General features: G+C 63.6%; 9 protein-coding genes. 2 read left to right on the top strand and 7 right to left on the bottom strand.

Annotation, left to right across the window (positions count from 1 at the left end; all coding sequences use genetic code 11):
* Positions 1-87 precede the first annotated feature (87 nt).
* The gene (locus tag LC531_RS20260) at positions 88-1,188 is read left to right on the top strand and encodes an alkene reductase (protein ID WP_223653525.1); all 1,101 of its coding nucleotides are present in this window, start codon (positions 88-90) and stop codon (positions 1,186-1,188) included.
* Positions 1,189-1,316: 128 nt separating this feature from the next.
* On the opposite strand, the gene LC531_RS20255 is transcribed toward LC531_RS20260, so the two are convergent.
* On the bottom strand, positions 1,317-1,736 hold the full coding sequence (locus LC531_RS20255) for a hypothetical protein (RefSeq protein WP_223653524.1): 420 nt from the start codon (positions 1,734-1,736) through the stop codon (positions 1,317-1,319).
* Between the two features lie 191 nt (positions 1,737-1,927).
* Here LC531_RS20255 and LC531_RS20250 point away from each other — a divergent pair, with 191 nt between their 5' ends.
* Positions 1,928-2,914, top strand: a complete 987-nt coding sequence (locus LC531_RS20250) for a hypothetical protein (RefSeq protein WP_223653523.1) — start codon at positions 1,928-1,930, stop codon at positions 2,912-2,914.
* Positions 2,915-2,944: 30 nt separating this feature from the next.
* On the opposite strand, the gene LC531_RS22840 is transcribed toward LC531_RS20250, so the two are convergent.
* From LC531_RS22840 to LC531_RS20220, 6 genes are all read right to left on the bottom strand, one after another.
* On the bottom strand, positions 2,945-4,129 hold the full coding sequence (locus tag LC531_RS22840; protein ID WP_223653522.1) for a sugar transferase: 1,185 nt from the start codon (positions 4,127-4,129) through the stop codon (positions 2,945-2,947).
* Positions 4,126-4,503, bottom strand: coding sequence for a response regulator transcription factor (locus LC531_RS20240; protein WP_223653521.1), 378 nt, complete (start codon positions 4,501-4,503; stop codon positions 4,126-4,128). The genes LC531_RS22840 and LC531_RS20240 overlap by 4 nt, the downstream gene beginning before the upstream one ends.
* Before the next feature lie 161 nt (positions 4,504-4,664).
* Positions 4,665-6,629: an ATP-binding protein gene (locus LC531_RS20235; RefSeq protein WP_223653520.1), complete on the bottom strand. Its 1,965-nt coding sequence runs from the start codon at positions 6,627-6,629 to the stop codon at positions 4,665-4,667.
* A 392-nt stretch (positions 6,630-7,021) separates the two neighbouring features.
* Positions 7,022-9,031 carry a glycoside hydrolase family 97 protein gene (locus tag LC531_RS20230; protein ID WP_223653519.1) on the bottom strand — a complete coding sequence of 670 codons (2,010 nt, stop codon included), beginning with the start codon at positions 9,029-9,031 and terminating at the stop codon, positions 7,022-7,024.
* 94 nt (positions 9,032-9,125) lie between these two features.
* Positions 9,126-11,291, bottom strand: a complete 2,166-nt coding sequence (locus LC531_RS20225; RefSeq protein WP_223653518.1) for a glycoside hydrolase family 3 C-terminal domain-containing protein — start codon at positions 11,289-11,291, stop codon at positions 9,126-9,128.
* Positions 11,292-11,370: 79 nt separating this feature from the next.
* Positions 11,371-14,100, bottom strand: a complete 2,730-nt coding sequence (locus LC531_RS20220; RefSeq protein WP_223653517.1) for a glycoside hydrolase family 2 TIM barrel-domain containing protein — start codon at positions 14,098-14,100, stop codon at positions 11,371-11,373.
* Between the last annotated feature and the right edge of the window lie 41 nt (positions 14,101-14,141).

Below are 14,141 nucleotides of genomic sequence, written 5' to 3'. Positions count from 1 at the left end.
CAACACGAAACAAAAGACCGGACTACGGGCTTATCAGGCGCTTGCGCGGCTAGCGCGCGCTACCCCCTTCTTTTTAGTTTTTTGACCATGACTCCGCAATCCCTTTTAACTCCCTACCACACTGATAAGCTGAACCTGCGCAACCGCGTAGTGATGGCCCCGATGACCCGCAGCCGCGCCGACAACGCCGGCAGCGTGCCTAACGACCTGATGGTGGAATACTATTCGCAGCGCGCCGCGGCGGGCCTCCTTATTACAGAGGGCACCTACGTGAGCCGCGAGGCCGTGGGCTACATCAACGTGCCCGGCATCTACACGCCGGCGCAAGTAGCTGGCTGGCAGAAGATTACCAGCGCCGTGCACGAGCTGGGCGGCACGATTTTCGTGCAGCTCTGGCACGTGGGCCGCATGTCGCACCCCGATTTACTCAATGGCAACCTGCCGCTGTCGGCCTCGGCTCTCAACCCCCACGCCCAGGTGTACACGCCCACTGGCATGAAGGACACGGTGGCCCCCGCCGCTATGACGACGGCCCAAATCAAGCAAACGGTGGCCGACTTCGTGCAAGCCGCCCAAAATGCGCTGACCGCTGGCTTTGATGGCATGGAAATCCACTCGTCGAACGGCTACCTGTTTCACCAGTTTTTCAATGGCACCAGCAACCACCGCACCGACGAGTACGGCGGCTCCATTGAGAACCGCGCCCGGTTTTTCTTCGAGGTGCTCGATGCCATGAAGGCCGCCGGGGTAGACCTAGGCAAGGTGGGCGCGCGCCTCAACCCCTCGCTCGACGGCCTCTTTGGCACGACGCTCGACGCGGAAACCATCCCGACGTTTGACTACATTGTGCGGCGGCTCAACGACTACGGCCTGGCCTACCTGCACCTCTCGGAGCCGTTTACCGACGTGAGCCAGAACGAGTTCGCCGAGCCGCACATCGCCAAGCACTACCGCCCGATGTACCAGGGCACGCTCATCATCAACGGCGGCTTCGACCAGGAAAAAGGCAACCAGGTAATCGCCGACGGCGACGCCGACCTCGTGGCCTACGGCACGCTCTTCATCGCCAACCCCGACCTGGTAGCCCGCTTTGAGCACCACGCGCCCCTGGCCGAAGGTGATAAAGCCACCTTCTACGTGCCCGGTGCCCACGGCTACACCGACTACCCGGCGGCAGTAAGCGAGTAAGTGAGCAGACCAGAACGGTCATGCTGACGAAGGAAGCATCTTTACTGCGTAACTACCTCTTAACGACTGGGTTACTTGCGCGGTAGAGATGCTTCCTTATGTCAGCATGACCGTTCTGGTCTGCTCATTTACCGCTGCCGCAGCAGCCAGGCCAGGGCCGTGGACTCGTCGTCGAAGGAGCGGTAGCGGATGGGTAGGCCGTGCACATTGGTGGTAACAAAAGCCGTGGCCAGCCGCGAGTAGATATCGGTGGCCAACACGATGGCCCCGGCGCGGTAGCCAGCTTCGCGCACGGCCGCTGGCAGCCATTGCTGAGTTATCCAAGCCTGCTCCTCGGGCGAGAAAGGAGTCATCTCGACCTGGTTGATGAGGACCAGGGGCCAGCCGTGTCGGCGCATCCCCTGGCTGAGGTGCTGCAACAGGGCCTGGGTTTCGGCCAGCGTACGGGGGGCCGGGCCCCAGTGCGAGCGCATAAAGCCGGCCGGGTCGGCCTCGACGCGGCCGGCCGCGTTCTCAAAAACCAGCATGGAGGCGGGGGCCGTAAGCATTGGCTAAAGATAAAAGCGCGTGCATGAGAGCTTGCTGAAAATAAGGGGGGTAGGGATTTATTAAGCTAATTTTTGCTCAAACCCCGGCGGCGGGGGCGGGGGGAATAAGTAGCCCGCGTCGCGCGTTAGCTAGCGGCGGGCCGCGCCTGCCGACCTTTGCCGGGTCGTCGCCTTTCTCCTGTTTTGCCGCTATGCGTTTTTTGCTTGCCGTTCTGAGTCTGCTTTTGCTGGGGGGCTGCGCCAAGTCCAATGGTCCCGTGCGGCTTTATTTCATCAGCTCGGGCCGCTTCACGTCGGGGAGCCGCACGGGGGTAGGGCCCGGCGACACGCTCGCCACGCGCATCTACGTCGATGCCAACCCCACCAGCACCAGCAGCGCTACTAGCACCAGCAAGAACACGCTCGCGCAGTTCCTGGTGCAGGTGCAGTATTCGCCGCTGCGTACGCCCTTCGTGTATCCTTTTCCGCTGGCCACGTTCAGCTACAGCAGTCTGCCCAAAGACTCGCCGATAACCTACCTCGACTCGACGCTGACCAGCCGGCCCACCGATTTTCTCTACACCTCCGTGTTTGGCACGCGCACCACTTCGGGCAGCGAAACCTGGACGTTTACGGCCACGGATAAGGATGGGAATATGTCGGTCCGCTCGTTCACGCTGGCCGTGCGGCGCGCCGACTCCACGCAGGTTTTTCACGACTACACGCTCAATCTGCCGGCGGTGGCCAACAACGTGGCCGCCCGCCGCTTCATCGACCTGCGGGCCGGGCAGGCTTACCCCCGCTACTCGGTGGCTAACCCGCAGGTGCAGCAGTTCGTAGACCTAGTGCTGCTGCCCGATGGCCAGCGACTGGCCTCGCCCGACGACCCCGCCGTGAAGCTCACTACCTGGGCGGCCCCCCGCCACCATACCACCTTCCGCCTCACCACCCTCACGGCCATCACCTTCACCAGCACCCAGGATACCACGGCTATCCACCAGGCATTTATCGATGCCGGGGCGGCAGCTAACACGACCCTGCTCGATAAGCTGGCCTTTGACCAGGTATACGCCTTCAATGCCCTGAACCCCGCTGACAAAACGAGGCCATATTTTGGGCTAATACACGTGCAGAATCTGCCCACCGGCACCACGGCCGGCTTGCAGCTGCAGGTGCGTCTGGCCAAGCAGCCCCGCTAGCGGGCGCCCTACCCCCCCTGCACCCGCTGGCTACACGTTTTCGCGCTGAAAGAGCGCCGGAATGGTCCGCAACAGTATCTTGACATCCTTCCAGAAGGAAATATCGCGGGCATACTCGTTGTCCAGGGCCTTGCGCTCGTCGTCGGAGAGCGGGCCGCGGCGGCCGCGGCGGCTCACCTGCCACAGGCCGGTGATACCCGCCGGGGCCAGAAAGCGCCGCGCGTGCGCATCGGTCAGCAGCTTCTCGGCTTCGTAGAGGGGTAGGGGCCGGTTGCCGACCAGCGACATCTCGCCCCGCAGCACGTTGTAGAGCTGCGGCAGCTCGTCGATGCTACTGTTGCGCAGAAAATGACCCATGCGGGTTACGCGCGGGTCGTTCACAATCTTCACGAAAGCGGGCGCGGCGGCGGCTTGGCGCAGCTGGCGGTGCCAGCGCTCACAAATCACCTCGCCGCGCCCGTCGATGAGGGGCTGCAAGCAGCGGGAGCCCGCGGCCGCGCAGGCCGCGCACAGCGCCCACGCGGCGGCGGTTTCGGGTGGGCCGGCAGCCGGCTGGTACTGGTTCAGGCCGGCCATTGTGGCTAGCAGCTGGTCGGCGTCGGAGCGCATCGAGCGCAGCTTCCAGAACTTAAATACCCGGTAGCCGGCCCCTACCCGGTAGGAATAGTAGAAGACCGGCCCGCGCGACTCTAGCTTAATGAGCGCCCCCACCAGCAGAAAAAACGGGGCCAGGACGACCAGCGCGCTGCTGGCTACCACCACGTCGAGCACGCGCTTCGCGAGCGGCATTTGCCATTCGGCCCCGGCGGGGGGGGGTAGGGGCTGCGGGCGCACCAGGGCCGCGAGCCGCGCCAGTAGCCGCGCGGGGCCGGCCTCCTGCGCCACTACGTCGCTGCCGCTCACGGCTAGCAGCAGCTCGCGCAGGGCGGGCACGGCCGCCGCCGGGGCCAGCCACAAGATGGGCTGCCGCTGGCCGTGCCGCTGGCGCAGCTCATACACGAAGCGCAGCCCCAGCGGCGAGCCGGGGTCGGTCGCGTTCACGATGGCCGCGAGCGGCGCGCCGGGTGGCGGCACGCGCACGGCGGCCAGCGCCTGGCCCGGCGTAGTAGCCACCACCACGTCCAGCTCGGGCGCGTACTGGTCCTGAAACCCGGCGGCGGCCTGGGCATCGGCCGCCAGCAAGAGCACCCGCAGCCGGGCGGCGGCTACCCTCATACCCTGATGCGCTGGAACAGCTTGGCAATGCGCAGGCTCAGCTCTTCGGGGTTGAAAGGCTTGGCCAGAAAGTCGTCGGCCCCCGCCCGCAGGCACGCAATTCGGGTGCTGGTTGTGTCCTGGCCCGAGAGCATAAGCAGGTTGGTGAGGCGGTGCGCGGCGCTGGCTCGCACCTGCCGCACAAATTCCAGGCCATCGAGAAAAGGCATGTTGTAGTCGGCCACTATCACGTCGGGCTGGTGGCCGGCCGCCAGCCACTGCATGGCTTCCAGGCCGTTGGCTTGCAGCACAACGGTAAAATCCGGCTCGAAATAGCGTTGCAGCACAAACCGGATGGCCGGCTCATCGTCTACGACCAGCAGCGTTTTTTTCATAAAGCAGATAGAGGTGCCAGGCAGCCGGGCTCCCCGCTGCCGCACCAGCCGGCGGCGGGTTAAAGATACCGCGCAAAATAGCAGTCAACCATGCCCGCCGGGTACTTTACGAAGGCAAGGAGGGGTCAAAAACCGGCTGCCAGATTCTCTGCCTACCCCCTCTACTGCGGCTGAAGCGTGTGCGCCAGCCGTTGCCGGAAAATAGCGCAGTACGAATCGGCGGCGGCCGCGACCGCATTGATAAGCGGCTGAAACTCACTGCGCGAGGCTCGCCTTTCGGCCAGCCGCTCTAGCAGGCGCAGCTGCTCCATTTCGAGCTGGATGTTGAAATTGCCAAACGTGGTTTTCAGGTGGTGCGCTTCCCGGATGATGGCCAGCCAGTCGCGGTGGTCGGTCGCTTCTTGCAGCGCCTGCACCTGGGCCGGCACGGTGGTTACGAATATTTCCAGCAGCTTACTCACGAAGTCCTGGTCATCGGCCAGGCGGCCAAACAGTTGCAAGTCATAGGCTAAGCCGGGTCCAGCCGGGGCCGAGGCTGAGGCTGGCGCGGGCACCGGCAGTAGCGGGGCGCGGCGGCTCACCTGGGCCAGCATTGCGTACAGCGCCGCCTCGTTGTAGGGCTTGGTGAGGTAGTCGGTAAAGCCCAGCGACTGGTACGAGCCGGCGTCTACCTTCACCGCGTCGGCGGTGAGGGCCACAATGGGCGTGTGCTGGTTGAGGCCGGGTTCGGCGCGCAGGCGGGCCGTGGCTTCCAAGCCATCAAAATGCGGCATCTGCACGTCCATCAGAATGAGGTCGTACCGGGTGCGGCTGGCCTTGTGCAGCGCATCGGCCCCGTTGTGGGCCACCTCTACCTGGGCCTGCCACTGCCCCAGCATCGCCACCGCGATTAGCTGATTCACGGCGTTGTCTTCGGCCAGCAGAATGGTGAGCCCTTGCAGCAAATCGGACTGCTGCACCACGGCCGCCTCCTGGCGCGCGGGCGCTTCACTCACCGGGTACGGGATGGTGAAAGAGAAGCAGGTGCCGCTGCCCAGCGTGCTGCGCACCCCCATGCTACCCCCTTGCAGCTCCACCAGGTTTTTGCAGATGGTGAGCCCCAGCCCGGTGCCGCCGTACAGGCGCGGAATGCTGCTGTCAGCCTGCTTAAAGCTTTCAAAAACCTGCCCCAGATTTGCTTCGTCAATGCCAATGCCGGTGTCGGCTACGCTTAGCGTAACGGGCAGCTCGAGGCCCCGGCGCTGGCCGGTGTCGAGGGTAATGGTGATGGTGCCTCGCTGGGTAAACTTGATGGCGTTGCTGAGCAGGTTCACCAGCACCTGGCGCAGGCGGTAGGGGTCGCCGCGCAGCAGGGGTAGCGGCTGGTCGAAGCCCGCGTAGCGCAGCAGCAGGCCCTTTTCATCCATGCGAAAGGCCAGCGAGCGCACGGCTTCGCGCACGGTTTTGGGCAGGTCGAACGGGATGGCTTCGAGGCTGAGGTGGCCCGCCTGGAGCTTCACGAAGTCGAGAATATCGTTGATGACAACCAGCAGGCCCTCAGTGCTGGCCTGAATCATCTCCGCATAGTCGGCCTGCTCGTCGGAGAGCGGACTTTTGCGCAGCAGCTCGGCCAGGCCCATAATGCCGTGCAGGGGAGTGCGCAGCTCGTGGCTCATGCTGGCCATGAACACCTGCCGCGCCTGCACGGCCTCTTCGGCCAAGCGGTTGGCCCGCTTCAGGTCGGTAATTTCCGAGGCGAACGTGACCAGGCAGCGCTGGCCATCGGGCTGCACCAGGGGCGTTTTGGTGGTGTAGTACCAGATTGTTTCGCCGCCTGGTAGTTGGTACGACTCCTCAAACGACACGGGGCCTTCGGCTGCGGCGGCCGGCGCGGGCCGATAAGCTACCTGCGCGTGCAGCTGGCGGTAGCGTTCGTTGGCCAGCAAACAATTGCCGGCTTCGTCTTCCACGTATATCAGGTTGGGGCTACTATCCATCACCTGCCAAATCAGTTGCTGCTGGTGGGGGGGGGGTAGGGCCGCGGCGGGCGCGGCTTCGGGCCGGGCGGCGAGCTGCGCCCGCAGCCGCAGCACTTCGGCTTCGGCGGCCTCACGCCGCTGGCGCTCCGATGATAGGGATATTTCCACACTCATAAAGCAACTAACTAAACGAAGCCTATAGCTTCCTAATTTTCACGCTGATTTTGATAGCACTAGCTGGCCGGGTCGGGCACTGCCTTCCGGCCGAAAGCGCCTCCTCAAAAAAGTGGCCGTTTTAGAGAGCACTACCTACGTAGCTGCTGGGCGCAAGGCGTTAAGCCAAATTCAAAACCAGCTTAGGATGGGGCTCAGGCAGCTAATTAGGCATATTTTAATCGCGCCAGCGGGGTTTGGCTGGTTGCCGGGGGGTAGCAAATACGCTGCTTTTTTTTAATGGGCAGCCCCTAACGCAAGCGGGGCACCTCACGAGACTTCTTTGGATTGTGCTCCAAAGAAGTCTCGTGAGGTGCCCCGCGCAGGGCGAAACAACAGCCCCTACCCTACTTAGCCGGGTAGATGCGGGCGGCCCAACCGCCGCCGTTGCTGAGCTTGATGGGCAGCTTATCCTGGGCCGAAACGCTGATAACCTCCCGCTTGTAATCGGTGGCATCGCGGTCGGCGTTCACGCCGTCGCGGAAGACGACGGCCTCGTAGCGGCCCGGCCCCAGGAAGGATAGGTCCAGGGTCAGGTCGCGCGGGTCCCAGTTGTTGAGTGCGCCCACGTACCAGGTATCACCTTTTTGGCGGGCCAGGGCCACGTACTCACCCACGCGCCCATCGAGGGCCACCGTTTTGTCGAACACGGTGGGCACGGCGGCGATAAAGTCGGTGCTCTCCTGCTCTTTTTGGTAAATGGTGGGGTTGTCGCAGAGCATTTCCAGCGGGGCTTCAAACACCACGTAGGTGGCCAGCTGGTGGCAGCGCGTGCCCTGGCTCATGGGGTTGGAGCCGATGGGCCGGAACTGGGTGCGGGTGGCGTTGCGCATGGCCCCTGGGGTGTAGTCCATTGGCCCGGCCAGCATCCGAATAAAGGGAAGGCTGGTGTCGTACTGCGGCACGTCGTCGTTGGGGGTCCACTTGTTGTTTTCCAGGCCCTTCACGCCCTCAAAGTTGAGCACGTTGGGATACGTGCGCTGGAGGCCGTCGGGCTTGTGCATCCCGTGGAAGTCGAGTATCAGGTGGTTATCGGCCGCCTTGCGGGCCAGCGTGTACGACGAGTTAATCATCTTCTGGTCGTCGCGGTCCAGGAAGTCAATCTTGAAGCCTTTCACGCCCATTTTGGCGTATTGGGCGTAGGCCGCGTCCATCTTTTCGCTGATGGCGCGCCAGTTGGCCCACAGCAATATTCCTACCCCCTTCTGCTGGCCGTAGGCGAGGAGCGCGGCCAAATCGACGGCCGGCGAGGGCTTCAGAATGTCAGTTTCTTCCGACCAGCCTTCGTCCATAATAATGTATTCCAGCTTATTGGCCGCCGCGAAGTCGATGTAGTACTTATAGGTTGGCGTGTTGATGCCGGCCTTGAAATCGACGTGCGAGATGTTCCAGTCGTTCCACCAGTCCCAGGCCACCTTGCCGGGCTTAATCCAGGAAGCGTCTTTGATGCGCGAGGGGGCGGCCAGCTTATACACCATATCGTTGTTGGCCAGCTGCTTATCGGCGGTACTCACCACCAGGGCGCGCCACGGGAAGGTGCGGTTGCCCTGGGTTTGGGCCAGGTAGGGCGCGCGCTTGCTCACCAGCAGCTGCATGTTGTGGAAGCCGCCATTGCGCTCCTCGGTGGGGTAGGGCGCAAACCCACCGTGCAGGCCTGGCGCGGCCCCGACGTTACCCTTCAAGAACATGCCGGGGTAGTCCTCCACATCCGACTCCACGATGGCCGCTTTCTTACCGTCGCCCAGCGTTACGAGCACCGGCAGAAAAGCCAGCGTATCGCGCTTGAGCGGGGCCACCTGCGAGAGCTTGAGCGGGGTGTAGAGCGACTCAAACGAGGAGATGTAGAAGTCCTTGGGGTCGCGCAGGTCGCGCACGAAGGGAATTAGCGCCGGCGCGTCGGTGGTAAAGTTGAAGGTGGCCGTTTCGGCCCGCACCGTCAGCGGTCCCTTGCGGGTGCTGAAAAAGCGGTAGGCCACGCCGTCGTCATACGCCCGAAACGTGATTCCATAACTCCCCTTCATATTCAGGGTCAGCTGGTTGTAGTGGTCAACTACCTGGCTTTTCTTGTATATCGGCGTGGCGAAGCTGGTATTAACTGCCGTGGGCACGGCGCTCCGCACCACCGGGCTTTGGCCCAGCACCTCGCCCGTGGCCAGCGTCAGGGCCAGGGCTGAAGGCGCGAGCACCGGCGTGGCCTCGTGGCGCACGGCCCAGGTGAGGGTAGGGCCGGCCTGCACCGTAATTTCCAGCTTACCATCGGGCGAGCTAAGGTGGTAGGAGCCAGCGCCCTGGGCGTGGCCGGCGCGGCCGGCCAGCACGAGTAGGGCCACAAAGAACAACGAGCGTAAACGCAGCATGGGGGAATGAAAGAAGGGGAGTGAAAACGGGCGCGGCAACGGCTTATCCATTAGCAAAGTAAAGCCGCCCGGCGCTTGCGGGGCAGCACATGAGTTAGAGGCGTACTACCTGCTGGAATTTCACCTCGCGCGAGGAAGGCCCCACCAGCACGTTCAGGTCGTCTTTTTCCAGAATGAACTGTTGGCGGCCTTCGTCCCAGTAGCGCAGGTCGGCGGCGCGCAGCGTGAGCTGCACGGTGCGCTTTTCCTGCGCCTTAAGCGTGACGCGCTGGAAGCCTTTCAGCTCCTGCTGGGGCCGGACCACCACCGAGTGCTGGTGGCTGATGTAGAGCTGCACCACCTCGTCGCCGGTGCGGTCGCCGGTATTCTGCACGTCCACGCTCACCAGCAGCTCGCCGGCTTTGTTGAATTTCGGGCCCCCGAGGCGGAAGTTGGAATACCGGAACGTGGTGTAGCTCAGGCCAAAACCGAAGGGGTAGAGCGGCTCGCCCCGGAAGTACTGGTAAGTGCGGCCGTTGCGAATGTCGTAGTCCAGCATCGGCGGCAAGTCGCTCAGCGCGCGCACCCAGGTCTGGGTGAGGCGGCCGCCGGGGTTATAGTCGCCGAAGAGCACGTCGGCCAGGGCGTTGCCCAGCTCCTGGCTGTTCTGGGCCAGGTGCACAATGGCGGGCACGTTCTGCTGCGTCCAGGTAATGGCGTAGGGAAAGCTCGACACCAGCACCACGATGGTGCGCGGATTGGCCCGGCGCACCTGCTTGATAAGCGCCTCATCGCTGAGGGTCAGCGACTTGCGGTCCACGGCTTCCTTGCCCTCCGAGGCATCGGGGCAGTTGGCCCAGCCGGCGTTGCAGGTGGGGTGGTTGCCCACCACCACAATGGCCACGTCGGCGGCCTGGGCGGCATTCACGGCCCGGTTGTCTTGGTTGGTTTCCTCGTAGGTAATCTTCACGCTGTCACCCACTTTGGCCTTTATGCCGGCCAGCGCGCTCACCACGTAGGGCGGCGTGCCGCTGTACCAATCCAGCAGCACCTGGTCGGCGCGCGGCCCAATCACGGCGATAGTCTTGAGCTTGCTTTTATCGAGGGGTAGGAAGCTGCCTTCGTTCTTGAGCAGCACGATGGATTTCTGAGTCACGAGCCGGGCCACGGCCTTGTGCTGGTCGGTCAGCCACGGCTCCGGCCCGTCCTTGATGGCGGCGTACTTATTCGCGCCGGGCGGGTCAAGCAGGCCCAGCTTGAGCATTACCCGAAAGTCGCCCCGAATTACGCGGTCAATGTCCAGCTCGGTCAGCAGCTTCGCCTTCAGGGCGTTGGTGATGGGAATTTTATAGTCGTCCAAAAACTGATTGATGCCCATTTTCACGGCCTGGGCGGCCGCCCACGCGCTATCGGGGTAGTAGTGGTGCTCCCGCACCAGCAGCTTGAGCGCCCCGCCATCGGTGCAGATAATGCCGTTTTGGCCCCATTTATCTACGGTCACGTCGCGCAAAACCGGGTTCACCATCATCGGAGTGCCGTTCCAGGCATTATACGAAGCCATGTAAGCCCGCGAGCCGCCCAGGGTCACGCCCATCCGAAAGGGCACCGCGTAGTACTCGTGAAACAAGCGCTCGTCAAAATTTGACGAAGTGCGCTCCCTACCCACCTCGTTGCTGTTGGCCAGGAAGTGCTTCATGAGCGCCGCCGTTTGCCAGTAGGTGGGGTCGTCGCCCTGCAAGCCTTTTATCAGGCCTACGGCCAGCGTGCCGGTCAGAAACGGGTCTTCGCCGTAGCATTCCTCGGTGCGGCCCCAGCGCGGGTCGCGGCCCAGGTCAGCGTTGGGAGCCCGAATCACTAGGCTGCCGGTGGCGTACTTAGGGTTTTGGAGCGCGTAGCGGGCCTCGTAGCCCTCCACCCGGCCCACCTGCCGCAGCAGGTCGGGGTCCCAGGTTTCGCCCAGGCCGTAGCCCTGCGGGAACTGGGTGGTAGGCACCTCGTGCCGGCGGTTCCAGTGGGCCGGGCCGCCCAGCGCCAGCCCGTGCAGGCCCTCCGAGTGCCCCGTGCCCACAATGCCCAGCCGCGGAATGCTAGGGTTGGTGCCCAGGCAGCTAACCTTTTCCTCCAAAGTGAGCAGCGACAGAATGTTGTCGATGCGCTGTTCGGCGGGTAGCTGGGGGTTTCGGAAGGGGTAAGCGGTTTGGGCGGTAGCGGGTGCCTGAGCGCGCAGCAGGCCCGGCACCAGGGCCAGGAGCGTGGCAAGCAGGCAGGAAAGTACTTTCATAGAGCCAAATATTGAAGAGCGGCGGGCCCTACTTCCCACCCCCTTCGGCGCGGCCAGGGGGGTAGGGGCCGGCCGCCAATTACCGAAAGTCAAACCACAAGCTACCGCTAACCGGCGTGTAGTTAAGCATCATATCCTTCTGGCTGCGCGGCCCCAGCAGGGCCGGCGGCTGAAACTTGGTGCCGATGGGCGCGATAGCGTTCAAAAAGCTCAGGTTGCCGTCGGTGGGGAAGACGGAGGTCATGTTCTCGGTGCGCGCGCCCACGGGCCGGGCCGGCTTGAGCATCTGCAAAAACACGTTCTGGTCGTCGGTATACACCGTGAAGGGCGATTCCTTGTTCTCCACCACTACCCAGTATAGGTCGGCGTAGTAGCCCTTAAACTCGGGGTACTGCCAGGTTTCGCCGGTACGCGCGTCGTTGTACGCCTTGTGCCACACGCCAAACTGCTGGCCCTGGAGGCGGTTTTTCCACACCCGGTAGGGTCCCCTACCCAGCCACTTCATGCCCGTCACCTGGTCTTCGGGGTAGGTGAAGGTGAGGCCCAGGAAGTCGGCCTCGCCCTTCTGCGAATACTGGTAGTCGAGGTGGGCCGGCTGGCCGGCGGCAAACGTCCACTTCACGTGGAGAAAGCCCTGGCCTTCGTAGTCGGCCTCCACGATTTGCGTGGTGCCGGCCGCCGCGTGGCGAAAGCTTTTCAGGGTTTGCGGCACGCCGGCCAACCGCGGGCCGCCACCCAGCGACACGTCGCCTTTGGCAGTAGTTACTTTTAGCAGGTAGCCGGTGGCCGGGTCGAAGGCGTAGCGGATACCGTCGGCGCTTATTTGCAGGCTGCCGGCCGCTTCGGTGGCCTGGGGGGGGGTAGGGCTGCCCGGCGCGGGGGCCGGCCGACGGGTGCGCGTCGGGTAGGCGATGGGCATGGTCCAGGTGAAGATTTCGCGCTGGTCGGGGCCAGTGGCCGTCACGTAGAGCGCGTCGCTTCGGTGCCAGCCTGCGGGCAGCGGCAGCACCAGCTGGCCCGCGGCACCGGGGGCCAGCGCCGGGGCCGGGGCGGTGCCGGCCGCGTCGGTTTTGGGCGCGGTGGCCGGGTCGCCGGGGCCCGGAAACGACACCAGCTTCCAGCTGAAGCGGCACTGGCTGAGGTTGGTGTAGAGATAGCGGTTCTCCACCGCCAGGTGGCCATCGAAGCCGGGGGCCAGGAATTTTTTGGTAATCACCACCGGCGACCATAACTCCTTGATGGTGAAGAAGCTGCCCTCCTTCTCGCGGTGCGGCCCCAGGATGCCGTCGGGAGCCGAGTCGCCGGCCGCATCGAGGCGGCCGTTCTGGTCGGTGCGCACCACGGCTTCATCGTGAAACGACCACAGAAAGCCGCCGCCGAAGTACGGGTGTTGGCGCATCATGTTCCAGAAATCTTCCAGCCCGGCCCCGTGCCCACCGTCGTACAGGCCGTGCATAAACTCGGTGGGGAAGAATACTTCCTTGCCATACAGCACCGAGTTCACCACGTAGTTGAAGTCGGGGTAGTGCTTGGTATCGGTGCCGTTGAAGCGCTCCCAGGGGTGCAGCACGGGCCGGCTCTGCGGGTCATACAGTGCGTAGTCACCATCGAGGGCGCGGTTGAAGCCGCCTTCGTTGCCGTTGTCCCAGAAGATGATGCTCGGGTGGTTCACGTCGCGCTCCACCAGCTCGCGCACCAGCTTACGGCCCACCAGCGTATCGTACTTGGCCTGCCAGCCAGTCAGCTCATCCAGCACAAACAGGCCCAGCGAGTCGCACACGTTCAGAAAGTGCGTGTCGGGCGGGTAGTGCGACATCCGCACGGCGTTCATGTTCATCTCCTTCATCAAACCCACGTCGAGCAGGCTGATTTCCTTGCTCAGCGTACGGCCCGATTCGGGCCATTCGCTGTGCCGGCACACGCCCTTGAGAATCACCCGGCTGCCATTCACGTAGATGCCGTCCTGGGGCCGCAGCTCCATCGTGCGGAAGCCGAAGCGCTGCCGCATGCGGTGCACGGGGCCTTGGGCATTGGCCAGCGTCAGCACCAGCTCGTAGCGCTTGGGGGCTTCCGGGTTCCAGGCCCGAATACCGCTTATTTGGGTTCGCAAGGTGGTTTTTTCCAGCCCTACCCCCGCTTTCACCGCGAAGGGCTTGCCCACCAGCCGGCCGTCCAGCTCCTGCACCTGGCCCGTGAGGGTGTAGCCGGCTTTGGCATTCACGGGAAACGCATCGACGCGCAGCGCGCCATCGGCGCGGGCATCCAGGGCCAGGCGGTCGAGGTAGGCGGCGGGCACAACTTCGAGGTACACCGGCCGGAAAATGCCGCCAAACTGCCAAAAATCGGCCTTGCGCTCGGCCTGGTTGATGGAGGCGTTGGCTGAGCGCTTGCTCACGGTCACTTCCAGCAGGTTGTCCTGCCCGGCGGGCTTCAGCTTATCGGTAATGTCGTATTTGAAGCGGTAGAAGCCACCCTGATGCACCGGCCCCGCCAGCTGCCCGTTTATTTTCACCTCGGTATCGGTCATGCTGGCCTCAAACACGATAAACACATGCTTGCCCCGCCCGGCCGCCGGCACCCGAAACGCGTGCTTATAAAGCCCCTGCTCATCAGGGTTCACCTCATCGCGGTAATAATTATAAGTGCCGAAGCCTTGGGTTTCCCAGTTCGAGGGCACCGCGATTTTGCTCCACTTGCCGCTGTTCTGGCCCTTGGTGCAGTAAAAATCCCACTGCACGGTGTGGTCCTTATCGGTGCCCGACAGGTATTGCGTGACGGTTTGCTGCGCCTGGGCTGGTAGCTTCAGCAAGCTCAGTAGGGCTATCAGCAGGGTTAATCGTAGGTTGCTAT

It is taken from the genome of Hymenobacter psoromatis, assembly GCF_020012125.1.
GTDB classification, from domain to species: Bacteria; Bacteroidota; Bacteroidia; order Cytophagales; family Hymenobacteraceae; genus Hymenobacter; species Hymenobacter psoromatis.
The sequence above is the reverse complement of the archived record's forward strand: the minus strand, read 5'-3'. Positions and strand labels throughout refer to the sequence as shown.

What these genes read in the sequence shown, in the direction of transcription:
- LC531_RS20260 (WP_223653525.1), top strand. Translation starts at nt 88, where the DNA reads ATGACTCCGCAATCCCTTTTAACTCCCTACCACACTGATAAGCTGAAC.
- LC531_RS20255 (WP_223653524.1), bottom strand. Translation starts at nt 1,736, where the DNA reads ATGCTTACGGCCCCCGCCTCCATGCTGGTTTTTGAGAACGCGGCCGGC.
- LC531_RS20250 (WP_223653523.1), top strand. Translation starts at nt 1,928, where the DNA reads ATGCGTTTTTTGCTTGCCGTTCTGAGTCTGCTTTTGCTGGGGGGCTGC.
- LC531_RS22840 (WP_223653522.1), bottom strand. Translation starts at nt 4,129, where the DNA reads ATGAGGGTAGCCGCCGCCCGGCTGCGGGTGCTCTTGCTGGCGGCCGAT.
- LC531_RS20240 (WP_223653521.1), bottom strand. Translation starts at nt 4,503, where the DNA reads ATGAAAAAAACGCTGCTGGTCGTAGACGATGAGCCGGCCATCCGGTTT.
- LC531_RS20230 (WP_223653519.1), bottom strand. Translation starts at nt 9,031, where the DNA reads ATGCTGCGTTTACGCTCGTTGTTCTTTGTGGCCCTACTCGTGCTGGCC.
- LC531_RS20225 (WP_223653518.1), bottom strand. Translation starts at nt 11,291, where the DNA reads ATGAAAGTACTTTCCTGCCTGCTTGCCACGCTCCTGGCCCTGGTGCCG.